General features: G+C 65.6%; 22 protein-coding genes and 1 pseudogene. 12 read left to right on the top strand and 11 right to left on the bottom strand.

What is annotated here, in order from left to right; all coding sequences use genetic code 11:
- Positions 1-105: 105 nt before the first annotated feature.
- Both ALC15_RS26615 and ALC15_RS26610 read right to left on the bottom strand, forming a co-directional pair.
- On the bottom strand, positions 106-1,302 hold the full coding sequence (locus ALC15_RS26615; RefSeq protein ID WP_050629840.1) for a hypothetical protein: 1,197 nt from the start codon (positions 1,300-1,302) through the stop codon (positions 106-108).
- Between the two features lie 376 nt (positions 1,303-1,678).
- A complete protein-coding gene (locus ALC15_RS26610) occupies positions 1,679-2,308 on the bottom strand; it encodes an NUDIX hydrolase (protein ID WP_050629839.1) in 630 nt (209 codons plus the stop codon).
- Positions 2,309-2,413: 105 nt separating this feature from the next.
- Here ALC15_RS26610 and ALC15_RS26605 point away from each other — a divergent pair, with 105 nt between their 5' ends.
- The 3 genes from ALC15_RS26605 (at position 2,414) to ALC15_RS26595 (ending at position 4,368) form a co-directional block, all read left to right on the top strand.
- Positions 2,414-2,839, top strand: a complete 426-nt coding sequence (locus ALC15_RS26605) for a PaaI family thioesterase (RefSeq protein ID WP_050629838.1) — start codon at positions 2,414-2,416, stop codon at positions 2,837-2,839.
- Positions 2,840-2,863: 24 nt separating this feature from the next.
- On the top strand, positions 2,864-3,874 hold the full coding sequence (locus ALC15_RS26600; RefSeq protein ID WP_050629837.1) for an aldo/keto reductase: 1,011 nt from the start codon (positions 2,864-2,866) through the stop codon (positions 3,872-3,874).
- A gap of 293 nt (positions 3,875-4,167) precedes the next feature.
- Complete coding sequence (locus ALC15_RS26595) at positions 4,168-4,368, top strand: hypothetical protein (protein ID WP_050629836.1); 201 nt, start codon at positions 4,168-4,170, stop codon at positions 4,366-4,368.
- Positions 4,369-4,467: 99 nt separating this feature from the next.
- Here the strand turns inward: ALC15_RS26595 and katG are convergent, their stop codons facing one another.
- The gene (gene katG, locus ALC15_RS26590; RefSeq protein WP_050629835.1) at positions 4,468-6,633 is read right to left on the bottom strand and encodes a catalase/peroxidase HPI; all 2,166 of its coding nucleotides are present in this window, start codon (positions 6,631-6,633) and stop codon (positions 4,468-4,470) included.
- Between the two features lie 118 nt (positions 6,634-6,751).
- Between katG and ALC15_RS26585 the strand changes: the two genes are divergently transcribed.
- Positions 6,752-7,708 carry a hydrogen peroxide-inducible genes activator gene (locus ALC15_RS26585; protein ID WP_050629834.1) on the top strand — a complete coding sequence of 319 codons (957 nt, stop codon included), beginning with the start codon at positions 6,752-6,754 and terminating at the stop codon, positions 7,706-7,708.
- A gap of 229 nt (positions 7,709-7,937) precedes the next feature.
- Here the strand turns inward: ALC15_RS26585 and galU are convergent, their stop codons facing one another.
- Both galU and ALC15_RS26575 read right to left on the bottom strand, forming a co-directional pair.
- Positions 7,938-8,813: a UTP--glucose-1-phosphate uridylyltransferase GalU gene (galU, locus tag ALC15_RS26580; RefSeq protein WP_050629833.1), complete on the bottom strand. Its 876-nt coding sequence runs from the start codon at positions 8,811-8,813 to the stop codon at positions 7,938-7,940.
- 150 nt (positions 8,814-8,963) lie between these two features.
- Positions 8,964-10,253, bottom strand: a complete 1,290-nt coding sequence (locus tag ALC15_RS26575; protein ID WP_050629903.1) for an NADH:flavin oxidoreductase/NADH oxidase family protein — start codon at positions 10,251-10,253, stop codon at positions 8,964-8,966.
- Positions 10,254-10,329: 76 nt separating this feature from the next.
- Here ALC15_RS26575 and ALC15_RS26570 point away from each other — a divergent pair, with 76 nt between their 5' ends.
- From ALC15_RS26570 to ALC15_RS26560, 3 genes and pseudogenes are all read left to right on the top strand, one after another.
- Entirely contained in the window at positions 10,330-10,749 is a 420-nt protein-coding gene (locus ALC15_RS26570) for a MerR family transcriptional regulator (protein WP_050629832.1), read from the top strand.
- Positions 10,750-10,882: 133 nt separating this feature from the next.
- A pseudogene (locus ALC15_RS26565) lies at positions 10,883-12,261 on the top strand (lytic murein transglycosylase).
- 181 nt (positions 12,262-12,442) lie between these two features.
- Positions 12,443-14,167, top strand: coding sequence for an SGNH/GDSL hydrolase family protein (locus ALC15_RS26560; RefSeq protein ID WP_050629831.1), 1,725 nt, complete (start codon positions 12,443-12,445; stop codon positions 14,165-14,167).
- 196 nt (positions 14,168-14,363) lie between these two features.
- Here ALC15_RS26560 and ALC15_RS26555 read toward each other — a convergent pair whose 3' ends face one another.
- Both ALC15_RS26555 and ALC15_RS26550 read right to left on the bottom strand, forming a co-directional pair.
- The gene (locus tag ALC15_RS26555) at positions 14,364-14,741 is read right to left on the bottom strand and encodes a CsbD family protein (RefSeq protein WP_050629830.1); all 378 of its coding nucleotides are present in this window, start codon (positions 14,739-14,741) and stop codon (positions 14,364-14,366) included.
- 61 nt (positions 14,742-14,802) lie between these two features.
- Positions 14,803-15,537, bottom strand: a complete 735-nt coding sequence (locus ALC15_RS26550; protein WP_050629829.1) for an SDR family NAD(P)-dependent oxidoreductase — start codon at positions 15,535-15,537, stop codon at positions 14,803-14,805.
- 175 nt (positions 15,538-15,712) lie between these two features.
- Here ALC15_RS26550 and ALC15_RS26545 point away from each other — a divergent pair, with 175 nt between their 5' ends.
- Both ALC15_RS26545 and ALC15_RS26540 read left to right on the top strand, forming a co-directional pair.
- Positions 15,713-16,492 carry an SDR family NAD(P)-dependent oxidoreductase gene (locus ALC15_RS26545; protein ID WP_050629828.1) on the top strand — a complete coding sequence of 260 codons (780 nt, stop codon included), beginning with the start codon at positions 15,713-15,715 and terminating at the stop codon, positions 16,490-16,492.
- 117 nt (positions 16,493-16,609) lie between these two features.
- A complete protein-coding gene (locus ALC15_RS26540) occupies positions 16,610-17,497 on the top strand; it encodes a TauD/TfdA dioxygenase family protein (RefSeq protein WP_050629827.1) in 888 nt (295 codons plus the stop codon).
- Between the two features lie 230 nt (positions 17,498-17,727).
- On the opposite strand, the gene ALC15_RS26535 is transcribed toward ALC15_RS26540, so the two are convergent.
- Entirely contained in the window at positions 17,728-18,387 is a 660-nt protein-coding gene (locus tag ALC15_RS26535; protein WP_050629826.1) for a YqgE/AlgH family protein, read from the bottom strand.
- Positions 18,388-18,523: 136 nt separating this feature from the next.
- On the opposite strand from ALC15_RS26535, the gene ALC15_RS26530 reads away from it, so the two are divergent.
- The 3 genes from ALC15_RS26530 (at position 18,524) to ALC15_RS26520 (ending at position 21,354) form a co-directional block, all read left to right on the top strand.
- Entirely contained in the window at positions 18,524-19,360 is an 837-nt protein-coding gene (locus ALC15_RS26530; RefSeq protein ID WP_050629825.1) for a protein-disulfide reductase DsbD domain-containing protein, read from the top strand.
- Positions 19,361-19,640: 280 nt separating this feature from the next.
- Positions 19,641-21,035: an oligosaccharide flippase family protein gene (locus ALC15_RS26525; RefSeq protein ID WP_094194112.1), complete on the top strand. Its 1,395-nt coding sequence runs from the start codon at positions 19,641-19,643 to the stop codon at positions 21,033-21,035.
- Between the two features lie 34 nt (positions 21,036-21,069).
- Positions 21,070-21,354, top strand: coding sequence for a hypothetical protein (locus ALC15_RS26520; protein ID WP_050629823.1), 285 nt, complete (start codon positions 21,070-21,072; stop codon positions 21,352-21,354).
- 83 nt (positions 21,355-21,437) lie between these two features.
- On the opposite strand, the gene ALC15_RS26515 is transcribed toward ALC15_RS26520, so the two are convergent.
- From ALC15_RS26515 to ALC15_RS26505, 3 genes are all read right to left on the bottom strand, one after another.
- The gene (locus ALC15_RS26515) at positions 21,438-22,226 is read right to left on the bottom strand and encodes a 3-hydroxybutyrate dehydrogenase (protein WP_021076374.1); all 789 of its coding nucleotides are present in this window, start codon (positions 22,224-22,226) and stop codon (positions 21,438-21,440) included.
- Positions 22,227-22,239: 13 nt separating this feature from the next.
- On the bottom strand, positions 22,240-23,409 hold the full coding sequence (locus ALC15_RS26510; RefSeq protein WP_050629822.1) for a DUF3734 domain-containing protein: 1,170 nt from the start codon (positions 23,407-23,409) through the stop codon (positions 22,240-22,242).
- 106 nt (positions 23,410-23,515) lie between these two features.
- Positions 23,516-24,013: a CAP domain-containing protein gene (locus tag ALC15_RS26505; protein ID WP_050629821.1), complete on the bottom strand. Its 498-nt coding sequence runs from the start codon at positions 24,011-24,013 to the stop codon at positions 23,516-23,518.
- Between the last annotated feature and the right edge of the window lie 186 nt (positions 24,014-24,199).

The following is a 24,199-nucleotide window of genomic DNA, read 5'->3' as shown; positions in this document are numbered from 1 at the left end:
AGCGAAGTGGACGCCGGTTCTCCTGAAGAAAGCGCGTCAAAGGAAGAGACAGAGCTCCGGTTCTGATTCAATCAGAACCGGAGCTCTTACGTTATTCGGCAGATCTCAGAACGCCGCGGCCAATTCCTTCGCGCCGGGCTTGTTGCTGTTGAAATCCATCCGCTCGTTGGTGACGGCAAGCAGCCTGGCGACGGTGTTGTGACGGATCGCGACCGGGTTGCGCTCGTAGCCCGAGCGCTGGAAGAAGTTCGCGGTCGGCACCTGCTCGCGCATCGCCTGCGGCATGGTCACCATGTCGAGCCCGGTGCCGTCGCCGGTCAGGTTCATCATCTCGAGCTCGGCCGCGGTGAGCGGCCGGCCGTAGCCCTTGTTGCGGGCGAAGATCACCGAGGTCAGCAGCTTGTGGGTCTGCAGCATCGGACCGACATCGATGTCGAGCACCATGGCGTGACACGCCCAGCCCTGCGGCGTATCGGCAAGGCGCTGATGTGCCGACCAGTCGTCGGGCACGGTCCGCGTGAACGCTACCATCTTCTTGAGCACCGCGAGCTTGTGCTCCATGGCCTTGCGCGCCGGCCCCTGCGTCCTCGCGACGCGCTCGGTCAGATCCCGCACGAATTCATGGCCCTGCTCGGCCAACAGCTCGACGGTGTTGGTGGTGAGCAGTTGGTTGTAGCCCATCGCTGTGGAGATGGCGCGCTTGCCGCCATGCTCGATGCCTGCCTGCACGTCGTAATTGCCGGTGCCGCCGGTCTCGAATGAATAGACCCGCACCGCCTGCTCCGGCGTCAGCCCCGCCGCGCGCGCGTAGCGGGCATAGGCGCGCTTGAACTCGACCTCGCTCGACGGCCGCTGCGGCGCGAACTGGAATTGTTCGGCCGCCGCCCTGACCAGATCCGAGACCACCGGGATCGTCTTGGGCGGACGCGGCGGCTTGCCGCCCTCCTCTTCAGGTGCCGGGTTGACCGGCCGCCTCGGCCCCTCATAGACCGGCGGCTGCTGCAGCACGTAATCGTCGAGCGTGATCTGCACGCGGTCGCGCCGCTTGGCATTGCGGCCGCGCCGCTTGTCGGCGATCGCGCTCCAATAGGCGCCGGCATCCTGCTCGAAGGCGGCGCGCGCCTCCTCGTATTCCTGCAGCTTGCGGCGGTAGTCCATGATCGCCTGCGGCGAGGCCTGCGCCATCGCATTGGCGACGGACGGCGGCAACGCATCGGCCTCACCGGCCGATGCAGACGGCGCGCTGGCGACAAGCGCGAGCGCGACAAATCCTGACGAGAGGCGAATCAATTGCGGGCGCATGGCCTCGTTGTAGCAAGCACTGCCGCGAAGTCAGCCCGGAAATGTCCGGATCGAAGGCGGCCGGATGCCGCGATCAAGTCCAGAATTTTCGCCACAATGCGGTGTTCTCCGAAGAATGCGTGTCCCGGGAAGGCCTTGGAGATTGCGATGAGGACGGCACTGTGGCTCGCCGCCGCTGGCGCTCTGATACTCGCCGCCCCGGCGCGCGCCGAGCGTCCGGACTGCGGGTCGTTTCCGGATACGCGTTCACGGTTGTCTTGTTACGAGAATGTGTCGCGCGCGCCTCCGGAACGCGCGACCGCGACTCATCCGCCTGTTGCGCAGGGCAAGGCAATGAAGATGAACGCCCGCAAGCGGCATCACAGGTAGCGTCGGCCTACTTCCATGCGAACACCGGCTGTTCGAGATCGGCGACGCGAGTGCTGCGCCCGGCGAGCACCTCACGGAACTGATAAATCAGCGCGGCGGTCGGCGCATGGATCTGCTGGCCGCCGAGCCGGAAGCGGATCACCCGCCGTGCGCTCTCCGGAATCGTCACGAAGCTGAACGCGTCATCGAGTTCGATCGCATCGAGGCCGATGCGGTGGACGGATGCGACCTCGTCCGGGTTCGGCGTGAGTGCCGCATGCGCGCCGGCCCAGACCACGACCGGCGTGATCAGATAACCGGACCGCGTCGGATAATCGTCGAGCATGCCGAGCACATCGCGCTCGGACAGCGCAAGGCCGAGCTCCTCGTGCAGCTCGCGCAGCGCGGCTTCCGCCTGCGTCTCGCCGGCATCGCAGCGCCCGCCCGGCAGCGCCCATTGCGCGCTGTGGGCGCGTAGTCGTGCGCTGCGGCGGGTCAGCAGGAAGGCGGCGCTGCTGCTGTCCTCACCTGCGGTCAGCGCGATCGCGACCGCCGCGCGCTTCAGCGTCGGCGCCGCATCGGCCGCGGCCTGGCGCGCGAACGCGGCACAGAGCTCTGCGATATTCCGCCGGGTGGCATCGTCAAATGTGCGGACCATTGAGCTTGACTACAACACATCAGCGTTTGATGAAATGAGCCGAACGGCATGCCTCCCGCGACCAAACTCACGATCAATCAATTGCAGGCAAGGGATCCTCACCTCATGACGGCCAAGGCCGCGGACAAGCTCAAATCCGACGGCTGGAAGGTCGCCGACACCACGGGTTTCCTGACGCTGATCGGTCCCTTGTGGGAACGGTTGAAGGACGGCGCGCTCGAGCTCGCGCTGATCACCGAGGACAAGCACCACAACCGCCGCGGCCTGGTGCAGGGCGGCGTGATCATGACCTTCGCCGACCGCGCCTGCGGCATGGCCGCGCGCTTTGTCTCGGGCAAGCCGACGCTTGCGACGGTGCAGCTCGACACCCATTTCGTCGAGGCCGGCAAGATCGGCGAGATCCTGACGACGCGGCCGCGTGTGGTACGCTCCACACGCAGCTTGATCTTCATCACGGCCGAGGTGACGGTCGACAAGCGCTGTATCGCGATGGCCAACGGCGTGTTCAAGATCTTGAAGAACGAGAGTTGACGCCTCATTCCGGAGGAACGATCGATGCAATATCGCCAGCTCGGCCGCAGCGGCCTGAAGGTTTCGCCGATCTGCCTGGGCACCATGATGTTCGGCGGACCGACCGATGAGGCGACCTCGTCGCGGATCGTGGCCAAGGCGCGCGAGGCCGGCATCAACTTCATCGACAGCGCCGACGCCTACAATGGGGGCAAGTCCGAGGAGGTCGTCGGCCGCGCGATCTCGAACAGAAGGTCGAACTGGGTGCTCGCGACCAAGCTCGCCAATCCGATCGGCGACGATCCCAACCATGGCGGCCTGTCGCGGCGCTGGGTGTTGCAGGCCGCCGACGAGAGCCTGAAGCGGCTCGGCACCGACTACATCGATGTGTACTACCTGCACAAGGAAGACCATGCGACGCCGCTCGACGAGACGGTGCGCGCGATCGGCGACCTGATCCGCACCGGCAAGGTGCGCTATTTCGGCGTCTCGAACTACCGCGCCTGGCGCGTCGCCGAGATCTGCAACATCTGCGACCGGCTCGGCATCGACCGCCCGGTCGCGAGCCAGCCCTATTACAACGCGATGAACCGGATGCCGGAGGTCGAGCATTTCCCGGCCTGCGCCTATTACGGGCTAGGCATCGTGCCCTATAGCCCGCTGGCGCGCGGCGTCTTGACCGGCAAATACGCACCCGATGCGGCGCCGCCCGCGGACACCCGCGCGGGACGCAACGACAAGCGCATGATGCAGACCGAGTGGCGGCCGGAATCCCTGCGGCTCGCGCAGGAGATCAAGCGTCACGCCGAGAGCCGCGGCATCACCGCCGGGCAGTTCGCAGTGTCCTGGGTGCTGAACTCGTCGTTCGTCAGCGCCGTGATCGCCGGCCCGCGCACCGAAGCGCAATGGGACGATTACATCCGCGCGCTCGATTACAGCTTCACCGCCGAGGACGAGGCCCTGATCGACCGCCTCGTCGTGTCAGGCCATCCCTCGACGCCGGGCTTCAACGATCCGGCATACCCGATCGAGGGACGGCGGGCGCGGACCGGATAGCACGAGCGGCGGCGACGAAGTCAGGTTGCATCGCTTCGGCCGCAGACTAGCTGCACCTCTCCCGCTTGCGAGGGAGGTCGCATCGCATGGCATGCGATGCGGGTGGGGGCTCTCTCCGCGATGCGACTCGTGGAGCAGACCCCCACCCCACGCCTCCCCCGCAAGCGGGAGAGGGAGCGCACTTCCGATGCGGCTCTCGGTTTTGCCGAAGTTGCGTTTCGTAGCTTCCGAATTGCGCAAGGGACACGTCGGCTGCACCATCGGCGCATGGAAATGCTGATACCGGTGCCGCCATGACGGCAACCAATGTACTGGACTGGATCGTAGCGCTGTTCGTCTGCTGGGCCAGCCTGACCGCAATCCTCGAGCCTCGGCGCGACGCCTCGCAGTGTGACGGTCCCACCGTAGCAAGCAGCGCGCAGCAAGCACCGTTGGCGGTGCCGACGCGGGCGGAGTTCGAGGAGATGATCCGGGATATGAAACTGCACGACTGAGGAAAGCGCGGAAGGCCCTTCGCCTTCAAACCAGCGTCCCCGAAACGAAACAGGGCGGCGCCGAAGCACCGCCCTGTCCCTACTGCCGTTGCCGGCCGCTTACTTCACGAGGTCGAAGCGATCGGCGTTCATCACCTTGGCCCAGGCCGCGACGAAGTCGTTCACGAACTGCTCCCTGGCATCCGACGAGCCGTAGACTTCGGCGAACGCGCGCAGCTGCGAGTGCGAGCCGAAGATCAGGTCGGCGCGGGTGCCGGTCCACTTCACCGCCTTGGTCTTGCGGTCGCGGCCCTCATAGACGCCCTTGCCGGCATCGCTCCACACCGTGCCCATGTCGAGCAGGTTGAGGAAGAAGTCGTTGGTCAGCGTCCCCGGCTTGCCGGTGAAGACGCCATGCTTCGACTTCTTGGCATTGGCGCCGAGCACACGCAGGCCGCCGACCAGAACCGTCAACTCCGGTCCGGTCAGCCGCAACAACTGCGCGCGATCGACCAACGCCTCCTCGGGCAGCATGAACTGACGCTTGCCGCTGATGTAGTTGCGGAAGCCGTCAGCCAGCGGCTCGAGCGGAGCGAAGGAGTGGGCGTCGGTCTGCTCCTGCGTCGCATCGGTACGGCCAGGCGTGAACGGAACCTTCACAATGGTGCCGCCGTCCTTTGCCGCCTTCTCGATCGCAGCCGCGCCGCCGAGCACGATCAGGTCGGCGAGCGAGACCTTCTTGCCGAACTCCTTCTGGATGGCTTCGAGCTTGGACAGCACAGTCTTGAGCTGTGCCGGCTCGTTGACATCCCAGTCCTTCTGCGGGGCGAGACGGATGCGCGCACCGTTGGCGCCGCCGCGCTTGTCCGAACCGCGGAACGTGGAGGCCGAAGCCCAGGCGGTCGACACCAGTTCGGAGACCGACAGACCCGAAGCGAGGATCTTCGCCTTGAGCACCTCGATATCCTTGTCGTCGATCACGGCGTGATCGAGCGCCGGAACCGGGTCCTGCCAGATCAGCGTCTCCTTCGGCACCAGCGGGCCGAGGTAGCGCTGGATCGGGCCCATGTCGCGATGCGTGAGCTTGAACCAGGCGCGGGCGAAGGCATCCGCGAACTGATCCGGATGCTCGTAGAACCGGCGCGAGATCTTCTCATAGGCCGGATCGAAGCGCAGCGAGAGGTCCGTGGTCAGCATCGTCGGGACGTGCTTCTTCGACGGATCGAACGCGTCCGGAATGTCGGCAGCCGCGCCCTTCGCCTTCCACTGCTTCGCACCCGCCGGGCTCTTGGTCAGCTCCCATTCATACTTGAACAGGTTGTCGAAGAAGTGGTTGCTCCACTTCGTCGGCGTCTGGGTCCAGGTGACCTCGGGGCCGCCGGTGATCGCATCCGCGCCGACGCCGGTGCCGAACTTGCTCTTCCAGCCGAGGCCCTGATCCTCGAGCGCGCCGCCTTCCGGCTCCGGCCCGATCAGCGACGGATCACCCGCGCCGTGGGTCTTGCCGAAGGTGTGGCCGCCGGCGATCAGCGCGACGGTCTCCTCGTCGTTCATCGCCATGCGGAAGAACGTCTCGCGGATGTCCTTCGCGGCAGCGACCGGATCGGGGTTGCCGTTCGGGCCTTCCGGATTGACGTAGATCAGGCCCATCTGCACGGCGCCGAGCGGCTCGGAGAGCTGGCGCTCGCCGCTGTAGCGCTCGTCGCCGAGCCAGGTGCCTTCCGGCCCCCAATACAACTCTTCCGGCTCCCACACGTCGGCGCGGCCGCCGGCAAAACCGAAGGTCTTGAAGCCCATCGATTCCAGCGCGACGTTGCCGGCGAGGACATACAGGTCGGCCCACGAGATCTTGCGGCCGTATTTCTGCTTGATCGGCCACAGCAGCCGGCGCGCCTTGTCGAGGTTGGCGTTGTCAGGCCAGCTGTTGAGCGGGGCGAAGCGCTGCTGACCGGCACCGGCGCCGCCGCGGCCGTCGCTGATGCGGTAGGTGCCCGCCGAGTGCCAGGCCATCCGGATCATCAGGCCGCCGTAATGGCCGAAGTCCGCTGGCCACCATTCCTGCGACGTCGTCATCAGGGCCGTCAGGTCCTTGATCACGGCGTTGAGGTCGAGGGTCTTGAATTCCTTGGCGTAGTCGAAGCCCTTGCCCATCGGATCGGACAGGCTGGAGTTGTGATGCAGCACCTGAACGTCGAGCGTCTCCGGCCACCAGTCACGATTCGTGTGTCCGCGAGGGGCTGCCGAAAATGGGCATTTGCCCGCGCCTTCGTCGGTTTTTGCGTCCATGTTTTTTCTCCGAGGTGATGGATTCTGGAATGTGCTGGAGCTCTTCCAAGAGTGATTCTACGCGCCTCAATCCATCAGGTGAAATTGACTTTAATGATCGCGGCAATAAGATAATCTGATGATAAATGTCACACTCCGGCAACTGAGGTATTTCGATGCGCTGGCGCGCCACGGGCATTTCGGGCGCGCCGCGGACGCTTGCGCGGTGTCGCAGCCGGCGCTGTCGATGCAGATCCGCGAGATGGAACAGGCGGTCGGCGGCGTCCTGATCGAACGCAGCGCGCGGCAGGTCACGCTGACGAGCTTCGGCGAGGAACTTTTGCATCGCGTGCGCGACATCCTGCGCTCGGTCGACGAGCTCGGCGACTTCGCGCGCGCCTCGCGCGACAAGCTCGCCGGACGGCTGCGCGTCGGCATGATCCCAACCATCGCGCCCTATCTGCTTCCGAAGGTGATCGAGACGCTGGCGCGGCTGCATCCCGAGCTCGACATCCATGTCCGCGAGACGCTGACGCCGAAGCTGATCAAGGAGGTCGCCGAGGGCCGGCTCGACACCGCGATCGTGGCGCTGCCGGTGTCGGAGCCGTCGCTGACCGAGGTCGCGCTGTTCTCGGAGAATTTCCTGCTGGTGCGGCCGGGCGAGGATGCCAAGACGCCGGTGCCGAGCGCCGAGATGCTGCGCGAGATGCGGCTGTTGCTGCTCGAGGAAGGCCATTGCTTCCGCGACCAGGCGCTGTCGTTCTGCAACATGCAGTCCTCGCCGCCGCGCGAGGTGCTGGATGCGAGCTCGCTGTCGACGCTGGTGCAGATGGTCGGCGCGGGCATCGGCGTCACCCTGATCCCCGAGATGGCGGTGATGGTGGAGACCCGATCGGCCCCGGTCACGGTCTCGCGCTTCAAGCATCCGCAGCCCTCGCGCACCATCGGCATGGTCTGGCGCAAGACCTCGCCGTTGGCCTCGCAGCTGCAGCAGATCGCCGAGGTGGTTTCGCTCGCGGCCCGCGAGCTGCGCGCGCCGAAGCAGGACGGCGCGAAGGAGCCGGCGAAGCGCGCGGCGCGACGCAAGGCCGGGTGATCGCGGCTGGGTCTTGGAGTGGACGCCGCCCATACTCCGCGGCGGATGTTGTGAACGGGACTCGTCGTTCCAGCATCGCGCAACAATGAGATTCGGTGGTTATGGGTCCCTGCTTTCGCAGGGACGACACCGAATTTGTGGGCGCAGTCCCTAGCAACCGTCAGATCATGATGGTTGCTACGAAGCTGTCGTTCCGGCGCCCATGGCAGGGCCCCGGATCTACGCCCCCCTACTTCTCCAGATACTTTTTCATCTCGGCGATCAGGCCGTCGCGCAGTTCGGGGCGCTTGAGGCCGAAGGCGATGTTGGCGCGGAGGAAGCCGGGCTTGGAGCCGCAATCGTGGCGTTCGCCCTCGAACTCGACGCCGTAGAATTTCTGCGTCTTGGCGAGCCCGATCATCGCGTCGGTGAGCTGGATCTCGCCGCCGGCGCCGCGCTCCTGCGTCGCCAGGATGTTGAAGATCTCGGGCTGCAGGATATAGCGGCCGGTGATCGACAGGTTCGACGGCGCGGTGCCCTTCGGCGGCTTCTCGACCATGCCGTCGACCTCGAAGATGTTGCCGGTGCGTTTGCCGACGCCGCAGATGCCGTATTGATGGGTGAGCTCGTCCGGCACCGCTTCGACCGCGATCACGTTCGACTTCTCGCCGAGCTTGTTTGCCGCCTCGACCATCTGCTTCAGGCAGCCCGGCGTGTTCAGCACCAGCTCATCGGGCAGCACCACGGCGAACGGCTCGTTGCCGACGATGTCGCGCGCACACCACACCGCATGGCCAAGCCCGAGCGGCGCCTGCTGCCGGGTGAAGCTCATCGCGCCGGCTTCCGGCTGGTTCTGCGCCAGGATGTCCTGCTCGGTCTTCTTGCCGCGCTGCGCGAGCGTGGTGTCGAGCTCGAACATGCGGTCGAAATGATCCTCGATGACGCCCTTGTTGCGGCCGGTGACGAACACGAAGTGCTCGATGCCGGCTTCCCTCGCCTCGTCGACCACGTACTGGATCAGCGGCTTGTCGACGATCGTCAGCATCTCCTTCGGCATCGCCTTGGTGGCGGGCAGCACGCGGGTACCGAGACCGGCGACGGGAAATACGGCTTTGCGGATCTTCATGGGATTATCGGAGGCCTTGAAAACGGGTGGGACGGCGGCGCGGGATTTAATCGCACCTTGGTAACCGTTTTTGCAGCCGAGAACAAAGGCGGATGTGTGATGCACGCGTTCCGCATTTCCACCCCAGCGGCGTCCGCCCGAGTGTTCCGTCTATCGCGGCATCCCGACCGCGCGCGATGGGGCCGTCACGCCGCCGGATGCGGCGGTCGCGGCAGCGGATGACGCGATCCAGCGACGATATTTGCGGGTGAGCGATGCGGTGCGGAGCTGGGCTAACAACAACGCCTTCAGCGGCGAAACGTTCGGATTGGCCGTGCGGCCCCGGCTCAACCGCCGCAACTGGAATTTCACGACGGCCATCGCGGCCAGCGAGGCCATCGGCTTGCTCTTCCAGTTGATCGGCGCGACTTCTGGCCGCAGATCCTCACCCCGACGCCAGGCGTTCGGCAGGTCCGGCCGGATCGCCAGCGCGGTGGCGATGCCGGCGACGGCGACGCCGCTGTCGAGCACCTGCTGCACGACGCCGATCCGGCGAATGCCGCCGGTGACCATGACCGGCATTTTGGCGACCGCGGCGATATCGCGCGCGAAGTCGAGGAAATAGGCCTCGCGCGCCAGCGTGCGGCCATCGCGCGCATCGCCCTGCATCGCCGGCGCCTCGTAACTGCCGCCCGACAACTCCACGAGATCAACGGACAACCCGTTCAACATCTCGACGACGGACTTCGCATCCAGCGCATCGAAGCCGCCGCGCTGGAAATCGGCCGAGTTCAATTTGACCGCAACGGAGAAACCCGGCGACACCGCCGCGCGCACCGCCTTGACGGTCTCGATCAACAGTCGCGCCCGGTTCTCGAGCGAACCGCCCCAGCGGTCGGTGCGCTGGTTGGTCAATGGCGACAGGAACTGGCTGAGCAGATAGCCGTGCGCAGCATGGATTTGCACGCCGGAGAAGCCGGCGCGCTCGGCGAGGCGCGCGGCGCTGACGAAGCGGGCGATCACCTCATGGATGTCCTGCTCGGTCATCGCCCTTGGCATCGCAAACAGGTTCGAATGCTTGCCGAGGTCGAGCGCCACGGCGGACGGCGCCAGGGTTTGCTGGCCGAGATTCTTCATCATCTGGCGGCCCGGATGATTGAGCTGCATCCAGATTTGCGCGCCCTTGGCCTGACCGATGCGCGCCCAGTTTCGAAACGGCTCGAGCCCGGTGCGGTCCTCCAGCACGACACCGCCGGGCCCGGTCATGGCGCGGCGATCGATCATGACGTTGCCGGTGATGATGAGGCCGGCGCCGCCGTCGGCCCAGGCCTGGTAGAGGCGCAGCAATTCGGCCGACGGGAAATGCCCGCCGTCAGCCATGTTCTCCTCCATCGCCGCCTTGGCGATGCGGTTCGGAATGCTGCTTCCATTGGGCAGGGTCAGGGACTCGAAGGGCGACATCAGCCAATTTCCTTGTTGATCGCCGCAGACCATAACCTTAAAGTTAACTTTAAGGTCAAGCACGAGGGGATCACCAGTGAAGATCGGGGAACTGGCTCGGGAGTCCGGCCTCGCGCCGTCGCGCATCCGCTTCTATGAGCGGCAGGGCTTGATCGGCTCGATCGATCGCGGCTTAAACGGCTATCGGCAGTATTCGCGCGGCACCAGGCAGGTCCTCGAGATCATCGTGATGGCCCAGCAGGCCGGATTTTCGCTCGACGAGATCCGGAACCTGCTGCCGCCGCACGGCAAGGGAGATTGGAGCAAGGACAGGCTGGTGGCCGCGCTGAAGACCAAGGTGGCCGAGGTCGAGGCCTTGCGGCGCCGATTGTCGGAGACCCAGGCCGGGCTTGAGGCCGTGATCGCCCGGATCGAAGCCACGTCACCCGGCGGCGACTGCTTTGAGAATGCCGAAGGTATTTTGGCCGGCCTCAGAGACCAGACGAAGACGGGTTGATGACGTCGGACAATTTGTCCCGGTCAAACAACTGCGCGCGATTTCGTCACGCCCAAAATGCCGCCCATTGTTAAGATATTGGAAACCGTGACGGGGCCTTCTGAGGCGGCACGATTTTGACAGGCACACGACAATGCGCTCGACCGGAACACCGCGGACCAAGCTTTTCAGCACGAGCCTTGTCGCGCTGGCCCTGCTGCTGCCGGGCAGCACCCAAGCGCAGTCGGCAGGCAACGGCCTGACCAACCTGATCGACAGCATCTTCTCGGGACCGAACGCGACGCCGCCGCAGGCCGCGACCGGTCAGGACGGTGCAGCCCCACCCTGGAGCGGCGAGGACGGCGCCTCTGGCCATCCGCTGATGACCGCCGCCGCGATCCGCCAGGCGCATCGGACTTCCCGAACTGCGTCGCGGCGATGTGGCCGGATGCTGCGCGGCGCAACATCACGCAGCAGAATTTCGAGCGCTTCACCGTGGGTCTGCAGCCCGATCTGCGCATCATGGATCTGCTGGATTCGCAGCCGGAGTTCACCAAGGCGATCTGGGACTATCTCGACATCCTGGTGAGCGACGCGCGGCTCGCCAAGGGCCGCGAGGTCCTTGCGAAGTACAAGCCGCAGTTCGACGCGACCGAGAAGGCCTATGGCGTCGATCGCTATATCATCGCGGCGATCTGGGGCATCGAGTCGAACTACTCGACCCAGATGGGCGATCGCAGCGTGGTGCAGTCGACCGCGACGCTCGCCTGCATCGGTCGCCGCCAGGCCTATTTCAAGGACGAGTTCCTGTCGGCGCTCGAAATCCTCAACCGCGGCGATCTCAGGCCCGAGCAGATGCGCGGCTCCTGGGCCGGCGCATTTGGCCCGACCCAGTTCATGCCGACCGCGTTCAAGCGCTATGCCGTCGACGGCGATGGCGACGGCCGCCGCGACGTCGTCGATAATCCCAGCGACCTGATCGCCTCGACCGCCAACAATCTGAAGAAGGATGGCTGGCAGACCGGCGCGAGCTGGGGCTACGAGGTCGTGCTGCCGCAAGGCCTGAACTACATGCTGGCCGACCGAGCCAAGGCGATGCCGCTGTCGCAATGGGAGCAACTCGGCGTCAAGCGACCGAACGGCCAGCCGTTCCCGCGGCCCTCCGACAAGGCCTATCTGCTGGCGCCGGCGGGCGCCGAGGGTCCGGGCTTCCTGATGCTGCAGAACTTCCGGGTGATCATGAAGTACAACCCGGCCGAGGCCTACGCGCTCGCGATCGGTCATTTCGCCGATCGGCTGCGCGGCGGTCAGCCCTTCGTGCAGCCCTGGCCGCGCCAGGAGCGGGTGCTGTCGCGCGCCGAGCGGCTGGAACTGCAGCAGCTGCTCGCCCAACGCGGCTTCTACAAAGGCACGCCCGACGGCCAGTTCGGCGGCCAGACCCGCGAGGCGCTGCGCGGATTCCAGGTCTCGATCGGGGCGCCGGCCGACGGCTTTGCCACCGCTGAAGTGCTGGAGCGGCTGCGGGGGCGGTAGGCCGGCGGCCATATTGCCCCATAGGCCCCCTCTCCCCCGAAAAGTAACTGTGAAATCCGATATTTGCTGTTCGCCTTGACGGCGACCGGAGGCACCCGATTTATGGTGGAAAAGCTGCCCGCTTGCGGCCCGATTCCGCTAATATGCTCGCCTGCTTCCAGATCATTTGCGACCGAACCCGATGCGAGAGCCGAAGTCCTTCCTGCGCCTATTCACCGAAGCCGGGCCGCTGGTCGCGCTGGCGGTGGCGCTCGCGCTGTTGATCGGCATCGCGCAGCCCGCCTCGGCGCAGTTCTTCGGCTTCCCCGGCTTCGGCGGTGGACAGCCGCAGCCGCAGCGCCGCGCTCCGCCGCAGCACGGCGGTGGCGGCTGGTTCGGCGGTGATTTCTTTGCACCGTTCCAGCAGCAAGCGCCGCAATCACAGCCGCAACGGCCGCGCGAGGATTTCTCGCGGGCGCCGCCGCCGGCCAAGCGCGAAGCTGCAGCCGAGCGCAACGTGCTGGTGATCGGCGACGCCATGGCCGACTGGCTCGCCTACGGCCTGGAGGATGCCTATTCCGATCAGCCCGATATGGGCGTGATCCGCAAGCACAAGACGGTCTCCGGCCTGATCCGCTATCAGCCCAAGGGCGACCCGGCGGACTGGGCGGCCGCCGCCAAGGGCATTCTCGCCACCGAGAACCCCGACGCCATCGTCGTGATGCTCGGCCTCAACGACCGCACCGCGATCCGCGAATCGGCGGTGGAGAAGAAGGTCGACAAGAAGGACGAGAAGAAGGACGCGCGCGGCAAGCCGGACGCCAAGCCGGGCGACAAGCCCGATGCCGCCGCCAAGACCGACGGCAAGGCTGAAGCCAAGGCCGACAACAAGCCGGCCGAGACCGAGCCGCCGGCAGACGACGCCGAGAGCGACTCGCAGGCCGCGCCGGAAAAGACCGCGCGTTCGCCCAACGGCCTCTATGAATTCCGCGACGACCGCTGGGTCGAGCTCTACGGCAAGAAGATCGAAGAGCTGATCAACGTGCTGAAGAGCAAGGGCGTGCCGGTGCTGTGGGTTGGCCTGCCTGCGATCCGCGGCCAGAAGGGCACGTCGGACATGCTGTTCCTCGACGCGCTGTATCGCGACGGCGCCGGCAAGGCCGGCATCACCTATGTCGACGTCTGGGACGGCTTTGTCGACGAGGCCGGCCGCTTCATGCCGAAGGGCCCCGACTTCGAAGGCCAGCCGCGCAAGCTGCGCTCCGACGACGGCGTGTTCTTCACCAAGGCCGGCGCACGCAAGCTCGCGCATTATGTCGAGCGCGAGGTGACGCGCCTGCTCGCGGTGCGAACCGGCCCGATCGCGCTGCCGAGCGAACCGGCAACGCCGGAGACCAGCACCGAGCCCGGCAAGCCGGCGCCGCGGCCATTGGCGGGCCCCGTGCTGCCACTGGTCGCCTCCACGGTCGGCACCGATCAATTGCTCGGCGGTCCCGGCTCGCGGCCTGCCGCCGTCGATGCACTCGCCGCGCGCACGCTGGTGAAGGGCGAGGCCTTGGCGCCGCCGGCCGGCCGCGCCGACGATTTCGCCTGGCCGCGCCGCGAGATCGGGCGCGAGCAGGCCAAGGGCGACGTGCCGGTTGCCGCGGTGACGCCGGCTGCGCCGGCGGCCGGAGGACCTGCCAACCCGCCGCCCTCGACCACGGCGATCGCGCCCGACGGTTCGATCATCACCGCGCCGAAGCCGCAGAGGCGCGTGTTCCGTCCGGCCCAGGCCCAACCGCAACAGCAGCCGCAGACGCAGCCCTGGCTGCGCGACTTCTTCGGCTTCGGCGCGCCGCAGCAGCGCCCGCTGGTGGCCCCGCCGCCGCGTCCGCCACGCAGCGTCGGACAGCGCGCCGCAGGGCCGGGAAATCCCTGGCAGTAAGCGGCGGAAGCGAAGTTACATCCACGTCATTGCGAGCCACCCGGTCGGCGCGAGGCGCCGCCGGATGACAGGCTCCGCGACGAAGCAATCCATCGCTCCGCCAGTGGAGAAATGGATTGCTTCGTCGCGGAGCCTGTCATCCGGCGCGCCTACGCGCGACCCGTTGGCTCCTCGCAATGACGGTGGATGAGATATCTCAGCCGTAGTAGCGCCAGCGTGACGGCGGCGGGCGGCGCGGCTGGCGCGTCATCAACAGCGCGAGCGCAAAGCCGATGCCGCCGGCGATCAGCAGCGCGCCGAGCGGATTGTCCTGCACCGATCTTGCCATGGCCTTTTGTCCACCGCGGATGGTCTCGCCGCGATGCTCATAAGCATCCTTGGCATAATTGACCGCAGTGTCGGCGGCGTCGCGCGCGGCATCCTTGGCCTGGCCGTAGAGATCCTGCACGGTGCCGGCGGCTTCGCGCGCGCGGCCCGAGGCCTGTGTCTGCGCGTCGCCGGTCGCATCGCCGATTGCGCCTTCGGCCTTGCCCGCGAACTCCTTCGCCGTCCCGAAAATCCGATCCTTGTCCATCACGACTGCTCCCTGAAATTGTCAGGGAGCCAACCGCCGAACCCCGCGCAAGTTCCTGCGGCTAAAGGATCAGCCCGCCGTCGACGACGATGGTCTGGCCGACGATGTAGGAAGCGAGCGGCGAGGCCAGGAACAAAGCGGCGCCGGCCATGTCGGCGGGCGTGCCGAGACGCTTCAGCGGAATGCGCCCGAGCGCGCCTTCGAGACGCTTGGGATTGGCGGTCGTCGCCTTGGTCATCTTGGTGTCGACGAGGCCCGGCGCGATGCCGTTGACGCGGATGCCGTTCTCCGCCCACGCCTCGCCAAGCGTGCGCGTCAGCCCGACCGCGCCGGTCTTCGAGGCGTTGTAGGCCGGATTGCCCATGGTGGAATGATAGGCCGCCGTCGAGCTCACGATGATCAGCGAGCCTTTGCTGGCGGTGAGCATCGCGTGGAATTTGGTGGCGCAGGCCATCAGGCTCATCAGATTGACTTCGAGCACCTTGCGGAAGCCCTCCATCTCGAATTCCCCGCGGCGGTAAATCACCGCGCCTTGCGCCAACACCAGCACGTCGAGCCGATCGAATGACGGTGCGAGGTTCTCGATCGCCTGCGGATCAGAGACATCGAGCTGCGCATAGGAAAGGCCATCGAGATCCGAGCCCTCTTCAGCGGAATAATCGCTCGCCCGCGCGCGGGTGCCGTACACGGCAACGCGCGCGCCCTTGCCACGGAAGGCCTGCGCGATGCCGTTACCGATGCCGCTGGAGCCGCCGACCACCAGTACCTGCTTGCCGCTGAAATCGAGCTCGTTCATCGCGTTTCCTCTCTGCTGTTTTCTTGATTGAGCATGATCCTTCGCGAAAAGCCAACGGCGGACTTGCGTTAACGCGCTGCGTGCGCGGCGATCAGGGAACGCCGGTTTGACGTCTCTGCGGATCGGTGCCAGCGTTGCCGGTCTCACAACGCAAGAAATCAACGGGAGGTCCGTCGTGTCCGAATACAAGCAGCTCAGCCGTTCGGTGAAGGGCCTCACCGTTCTCGTCACGGGCGCCGCCAGCGGCATGGGCCGCGCCACCGCGCGCGTGTTCGCCGATGAAGGCGCCAATGTCGCTGTCACCGATCTTAGCGAAGAAGGCACGCAGGCGGTGGCGAAAGAGATTTCGGCGAGCGGCGGCTCGGCGAAGGCCTGGACGCTCGACGTCAGCGATCGCGACGCCATCACGCGGGTCGTCAACGACGTCGCCGCGCATTTCGGCGGGCTCGACATCGTCGTCAACAATGCCGGCATCTCGGTGCGGGTGCCGATCGACGATCCCGGTTACGAGGACGCCTGGGCCAAGGGCATCGCCGTGATGCTGACGGCGCATCCGCGCATCATCCGCGCCGCACTGCCGTACCTGCGCAAGTCGCGCTCGCCGCGCATCGTCAACATCGCCTCGACCGAAGCTCTGGGTGCGACGGGCCTGCACAGCCCCTATTCCGCGGCCAAGGGCGGCGTCACCAGCCTGACCCGCTCGCTGGCGGTGGAACTGGGACGCGAAGGCATCACGGTGAACTGCATCTGTCCGGGCCCGATCCGCACCGCCATCACCGACCGCATCTCCGAGGAGCACAAGACGATCTACGCCAAGCGCCGCACCGCGCTGGCGCGCTACGGCGATCCGGAAGAGGTGGCACACATGACGCTGAGCCTGTGCCTGCCCGCGGCATCGTTCCTGACCGGCGCCGTGATCCCGGTCGACGGCGGGTTGATGGCGCGGAATGCCTGACCCGCATTCGCTGCCGGCTCGGCCGCGAAGCGTTGACAGCGCGCGCGTCGGGAGTAGCCTTTCCGTCAAATCAGACGAAGCGGGACAACAGCCCGCACGATACGGGGAGATACGCCAATGACGGTCCTGATCCGGCAGCTTCACAAGCACTTCGTCGGCGAGGTTTCCGGCGTCGATCTGCGCAAGCCGCTGACGAAGCAGGAAGCGACCGACATCGAGGCCGGCATGGACAAATACGCCGTGCTCGTCTTCCACGGCCAGGACATCACGGACGAACAGCAGATGGCGTTCGCGCTGAATTTCGGCGAGCGCGAGCACTCGCGCGGCGGCACGGTGACGAAGAAGGAGGACTACCGCCTTTCGTCCGGGCTCAACGATGTCGGCAACCTCGGCAAGGACGGCAAGCCGCTGCCGAAGGATCATCGCACCCATCTGTTCAATCTCGGCAACTGCCTGTGGCACTCCGACAGTTCGTTCCGGCCGATTCCGGCAAAATTCTCGCTGCTGTCGGCACGCGTCGTGAACCCGAAGGGCGGCAACACCGAATTCGCCGACATGCGCGCCGCCTATGACGCGCTCGACGACGAAGCCAAGGCCGAGATCGAGGACATGATCTGCGAGCACTCGCTGATGTATTCGCGCGGTTCGCTCGGCTTCCTCGACTACACCGAGGAAGAGAAGCAGATGTTCAAGCCGGTGCTGCAGCGCCTGGTGCGCACCCATCCGGTGCACGGCCGCAAGTCGCTGTACCTGTCGTCGCATGCCGGCGCCATCAAGGGCATGAGCGTGCCGGAGGCGCGGGTGCTGCTGCGCGACCTCACCGAGCACGCGACGCAGAGCGAGTTCGTCTATGTGCACAAATGGACGCTGCATGACCTCGTGATGTGGGACAACCGCCAGACCGTGCACCGCGTGCGCCGCTACGACCAGTCGCAGCCCCGCGACATGCGCCGCGCCACGGTCGCCGGCACCCAGCCGACGGTGGCGCAGGAAGCGGCGGAGTAGCGGCGACACTCGTAGCTAAACCAACGGCCGTCGTCCCGGGCAAGCGACTTGTCCGCCGTAGCTCAACGAGCGAAGGCGGAAGCGCGACCCGGGACCATAACCACAGGGCGCGGCTGTTGCGCGACGCTGTGGCCCCAACTCGCTTCATCCCACGTCCTGTGGTTATGGGTCCCTGCTTTCGCAGGGACGACAGCGGGAATGTGGAGAGGTCGTCGATACGTCAGCGTAGCCTACGCGTGCCCGGCGTCGTTCGACAGCATGCCCGCCTCGATGCCGATCTTGCGCAAGGCGCGGGCGTATTTCTCGTCGACGTCGGCGCCGAAGATCAGCTCCGGATCGGCGTCGCAATGCAGCCAGCCATTGTGCTGGATCTCGTTCTCGAGCTGGCCCGGCGCCCAGCCGGCATAGCCGAGCGCGAGGATCGCGTGCTTGGGACCGGCGCCCTTGGCGATCGCTTTCAGGATATCGACGGTTGCGGTCAGCGAGATGCCGTCATCGATGTTGAGCGTCGCGTCCTGAATGTAGAAGTCGCTGGAATGCAGCACGAAGCCGCGGCCGGTGTCGACCGGGCCGCCCTTCATCACCTTCATCATCTCGGCGTTCTCGGGCAGCTGGATCTGGTCCGACTTCTGGATGATGTCGAGCTGCACCAGCAGTCCGGGGAAATCGATGCTGCCGGCCGGGCGATTGACGATGATGCCCATAGCGCCTTCCGACGAATGCGCACACATGTAGATCACGGAGCGCTCGAAGCGCGGGTCGTTCATCACAGGCATCGCGATCAGCATCTGGCCATCGAGATAGCCATCTTCGGTGGCATGGGGACCGACGGCCGGATTTCTGCCGGCGGTGGTCTTGCGAGTCTTGCCTGTTTTGCCTTCAGGGCGCATCCGCAAAGGCCTCTCCTGCTGATTTGGCATCCTGATATTGGGTGGCGGTTCTGTCAATCAACCATCGGCCGCAGTGCGGCGGTGCATCACAAGCAATTCAATGGTTTGCAACCAAAGTTGCAGGTAAAGACGTCTCATGATCGTCACAGTTCCCATGCGTGCCGCATTTGGCGTTGCCGCCTTGATATCCGTCGCATCCGTGGCAGCGGAGGTTCGTGCCGACGACGCCTCGCCGTGGCAGCAGGACACCCATTCCGCGGTGCGGCTGCTGGCGGGATCGCGCAGCGGCGCGGTGCTGCTCGGCGGCATCGCTTTCCAGTTGCAGGACGGCTGGAAAACCTACTGGAGGACGCCGGGCGATTCCGGCGTGCCGCCGCGGTTCGATTTCTCCAAATCGGACAATGTCGACGCGGTCACGGTGATGTGGCCGGCGCCGCGCCGGTTCGACGACGGTGCCGGCGGCACCTCGCTCGGCTACAAGCACCAGGTGGTGCTGCCACTGCGCATCGTCGCGAAGAATCCCGACAAGCCGTTGGTGCTGCGCGCCGACATCAGCTACGCGGTGTGCGAGAAGCTGTGCGTGCCGGTGGAAGCGAAAGCCGAGCTTGCGTTCGCGAGCGTCGCCTCGACCGAGGACGCGGCGCTGTCGGAAGCGCTCAACGCGGTGCCGAAGCCCGCCAATATCGGCGATCCCACGCCGTTCACGATCCGCGACGTCAAGCGCGAGGGCAACAACGTGCTGGTCGATGTCACCGCGCCGGAGAGCAAGGACCTCAGCCTGTTCGCCGAGGGGCCGACGCCGGACTGGGCGCTGCCGGTGCCAAAACTCGTCGAGCACGCGCCGCCGGGCGTGAAGCGCTTCTCGTTCGAGCTCGACGGCCTGCCGCCCGGCGCCAAGGCGGACGGCGCCGCGCTGAAGCTGACCCTGGTCGGCGGCGACAAGAGCTACGAATTCAATATCAATTTGAACTGACGCCCACCTCTCCAATCGTCGTCCTGGCCTCGTGCGCAATTGCGCACAGGAGCCGGGACCCATAGTCCGCGGCGGCTGATTGAGGCAGGCTGGGGATGAAGCTGTGCGCACAAACTGTTCCCCGTGGTTATGGATCCCGGCTCCCGTGCGCAATTGCGCACTAGGCCGGGATGACGCAAGGCGGGAACAGCGCTCACCCAACCCAATCTTAACGTTTCGTTGATAGATCGGGGGCCATTGCCGCCTTGCGGCGTTTTGGGAATTTTCCGCCTTGGCTGTGATGGAGACACAATCCGGATCCTCTGCCGATTCCTCTGCGCCATCGGGCGTGGTCGCACGCCTGCGGGACCTCGTCGCGCGCCTGCTCGGCGGCACCAAGGAGGCGTCGGTCACCAAGCGTCTCGCGGGCATGATCTTCATCATCCGCGTCGTCAGCGCCGCGATCGCCTATCTCGCGCAGATCCTGCTGGCGCGCTGGATGAGCGGCTCGGACTACGGCATCTATGTCTATGTCTGGACCTGGGTGCTGCTGCTCGGCAGCACGATGGATTTCGGCATCGCGCCGTCCTCGCAGAAGATCATCCCGGAATATCGCGCGCGCGGCGACCTCGCCGCATTGCGCGGCTTCCTCTCCGGCGGTCGCTGGGTGGTGCTTGCCGCATCCAGCACGGTGGCGCTGCTGCTCGCCGGCGTGATCCACCTTGCCTCGCCGTGGATCGATCCCAACGCGATCGTGCCACTCTACATAGGCTGCCTGACCTTGCCGCCCTTCGTGGTCGCCAACACCCAGGACGGCATCTCGCGCGCGCATGACTGGATGCAGCTCGGCCTGATGCCGCAATTCATCGTGCGGCAGGGGCTGATCATCGCGCTCACCGCCGGCGCGCTGGCGCTCGGCCTCAATCTCGGCGCCACCGCCGCGATGATCGCGAGCGCAGCCGCCGTCTACATCGCGGCGATCGGCCAGATGATCGTGCTGAACCGCCGCCTCGCAGCCCATCACGGTCCGGGCGAGAAGACCTACGACGTCAAGGGCTGGTTTAAGATCTCGCTGCCGATCATGCTGGTCGAGAGCTTCTATTTGCTGCTCGGCTACACCGACGTGCTGATGCTGCAGCAATTCCGCTCCTCCGAGGAGGTCGGCATCTATTTCGCCGTGGTGAAGACGCTGGCGCTGGTGTCGTTCGTGCACTACGCGATGTCGGCGACGACGGCGCACCGCTTCGCCGAGTACCATGCGCTCGGCGACAAGGACCGGCTATCGGCCTATGTCGCGCACGCCATCAGCTGGACGTTCTGGCCATCGCTGCTTGCAACCATCGCGCTGCTCGCGTTCGGCAAGCCGCTGCTCTGGCTGTTCGGCCCGAAATTCGTCGACGGCTACAGCATCATGTTCGTCGCCGCGATCGGCCTCGTGGTACGCTCGGCGATCGGGCCGGTGGAGCGGCTGTTGAACATGCTTGGCCACCAGAGCATTTGCGCGACCGCCTATGCGGTGTCATTTCTCATGAATGTCGGGCTCTGCATCGCGCTGGTGCCGCGCTACGGCGGCATGGGCGCCGCTGCCTCGACCTCGCTGTCGCTGACCTTCGAGACCATCCTGTTGTTCTACGTGGTGCGCTCGCGCCTCGGCCTGCACGTGCTGGCATTCGGGAAGCGGCGGGCGGCGGCATAGCTTTCGGCCGGACGCGGCGGTATACAGTTGCCGCATGACCGCCGCCGACCTGAAAGACCTGTTTGATCGCGTCCTATCCTGGCCGAAGGCGGCGCAGGACGAATTGCTGTCGATGGCGAATGCGATCGAAAACGCATTGCACGGCCACCAGCACGTCGCCTCCGAAGTTGAGCTGCAGATATCTGAGGCCGCGATCACATCCATCGAAGTCACCCCCGACGCGAGCTCCACTGCGGACGAGGTTGATATCCTGAAGAGCATGGAGCGGCTGGTAGCCGCGAAACAAAAGCCTGCGAAAGAGAGTGGATCGGACGCCTGACGGCAAGCCTGCCGATCATCCCATAAAAAAACCGGCCCTGATCCAATCAGGGCCGGCCCTTCACCGCCAAATCCAGGCGAGGATCACTCCGCGGTCCAGCCGCCGTCGATCGAGAGGTTGGCGCCGGTGATCTGCGCGGCATCGTCGCCGCACAGGAACAGCGCCAGCGCTGCGACCTGCTCCGAGGTCACGAACTCCTTGGTCGGCTGGGCGGCGAGCAGCACGTCCTTGATGACCTGCTCCTTGGTCATGTTGCGCGCCTTCATGGTCTCCGGAATCTGGTGCTCGACCAGCGGCGTCCAGACATAGCCCGGCGAGATGCAGTTGCAGGTGATCTTGAACTGCGCGAGTTCCAGCGCCGCGGTCTTGGTGAGGCCGGCGATGCCGTGCTTGGCCGAGACATAGGCCGACTTGAACGGCGAGGCGACCAGCGAGTGCGCCGAGGCGGTGTTGATGATGCGGCCCCAGCCGCGCTTCTTCATGCCGGGCACCGCGGCACGGATGCCGTAGAACGCCGATGACAGATTGATCGCGATGATCGCTTCCCACTTCTCCGGCGGGAATTCCTCGATCGGCGACACGAACTGGATGCCGGCATTGTTGACCAGGATGTCGACCGAACCGAAGGTCTTCTCGCCGAGCGCGATCATGTCGGCGATCTCCGCCGGCTTGGTCATGTCGGCCGGCGAATGCACGGCTTTCACCTTGAAGTCGGTCTCGATGCCGGAACGTTCCTTCTCGATGTCGGCCGGAACGCCCATGCCATTGAGGACGATATTGGCGCCGGCGCCCGCGAAGGCGCGCGCGTAAGCCAATCCGATGCCGCTGGTCGAGCCGGTCACAACGGCGGTCTTGCCTGTCAATGTACCCATTATTCGGTCGCTCCTATTTTGCCTGCGGGGGCGTGGGTTCGTCCCCCGTGAGATCGTAAGTCACCATGGTTTCCCCGGACTGTGGCCGTTCTAGCCATTCTTTGTGACGCATCGACAAATGCACGTCGCGGACGCCCGCGCCCCAGTGCTCGACCATCCCGACATGGGAGAAGTCGTAATCCTTCGAGGAGCTCTCGTAATTCTTGCTCTTGTAGATCAGGTGAACCACCGTGACGGTGTTCTCCTTGGAAGCCTTGCGCAGCAGTTCGACCGACGGATCGTTCTTCAGGTAATCGGGCAGCTTGCTGATCAGGTCGCGCACCGCCATGCGGGCATTGTGGACCTGCTTGTTCTTGTCGGTGTTCATCCGCGTCCGGCTGGAATAGCGGATGTCCTTCTCGCGCTCGGCAGCCTCCAGCAGCGTCTCCGGCAACGGGCCGCGGGCGCTGAACAGATCGACCTGGAAGATCAGGAGATCGCGGCTGGTCTCCTCGTCGAGCACGAAGTCGAGCGGCGTGTTGGAGGCGATGCCGCCGTCCCAGTAGTGCTCGCCCTCGATCACCACGGCGGGAAAGCCCGGCGGCAGGGCGCCGGAGGCCATGATGTGCTCGGGGCCGATTTTCTTGCCGCGCTTCTTGAACTCGTAATTGTCGAAATAGCAGAAATTGCCCGAGGTCACGCCGACCGCGCCGACCGACAGCCGCGTTTTCAGATCGTTGATGCGATCGAAATCGACGAGACGCTCCAGCGTCTTCTTCAGCGGCGCGGTGTCGTAATAGCTCAGCGATTGCGAGCTGCCGGGCGGCCACAGCGGCGCCGGCGGAATCCGCGGCGTGAAGAAGCCGGGCACGCCGAAGGTCGCGATGATGGCGGCAGAGGTCTCGTTGAACAGCGAGCGGGCGCGCTCATGGTTCGAGACCGGATTCCACGGCACCGGCGCCGAGACCATCTCCCAGAATTCCTTCAGCTTCGGCACGCGCTTGTCCGGCTCGTTGCCGGCGATGATCGCGGCGTTGATGGCGCCGATCGAGATGCCGGCGATCCATTCCGGCTCGAAGCCTGCGTGACAGAGCGCCTGAAAGGCGCCGGCCTGATAAGAGCCGAGTGCGCCGCCGCCCTGAAGGACCAGCACCCGCTGCGCTTGCGCCGGCGTCGAGGCCGGCGCGGAATCCGAAGTATCCATTCGTAACCGTTCGCTCAAAGACGATTTGAGCCGCAACCGTGGCGGCTGTTCGCCGCGGCGTCAATCAGCGAGATGAAGGGGTTAGATCACGCGGAATTTATCGAAATCAGGTTGCCGCCAGAATGAGCGTCCAGAACACCTTGTACTTGGTGTTGGGCGCATAGACGGCCGCGATGCCCATTTTTGTGACACCGCTCTTGAGCATATTCGCCTTGTGCGGCGGCGAGTCGCGCCAGCCTGAAAAAGCTTCCGCGAGCGTGTGATAGCCCGCCGAGATGTTCTCGACCGCTACGGTCGCCGGGTAGCCGCCGGCTTCCAGCCGCTTGCCGAGCGGGGCCTTCACGTCATGGTCCATCTTGTTGCGGGCGGCCATCGCCTGCGACTGCTGCTCGGCGAGCCTGGTCAGGTCCGGATCGACCACGACGATGCCGAGACCGTTGTTCTGGCGGTACTGCGAAAACAGGATCGCGGCGGCCTGGCTATCCAGGACAGCACCGGGCTGCGCCATGTTGAGATACATCGCCGGTTCTTCCGGGATTTTGGTGTCCGCGGCGCAGCCGGCAAGCACCAGAAGCCCGAACAGGGCGACCGTCGTCCGTTTCACAGGTGAAAACCCCCAAGGTTGGCCCGCCGTTGTTGCATACCAACCGTGGCTGAATGGTGAACAGGGGCTAACTTTTGGCCAGCAAAGGCCACCAATGTCCGGGCTATGCAGTTCCAGCGGCCGGCCGCTTCCCCTTCCCCATGAAAGGGGGAAGGTCGGGATGGGGGTCGGCCCACGGCTCCGCTG

Origin of the sequence: Bradyrhizobium viridifuturi (assembly GCF_001238275.1) — a bacterium.
Classification (GTDB): Bacteria; Pseudomonadota; Alphaproteobacteria; order Rhizobiales; family Xanthobacteraceae; genus Bradyrhizobium; species Bradyrhizobium viridifuturi.
This window is presented reverse-complemented; position numbering and strand designations above follow the sequence as displayed.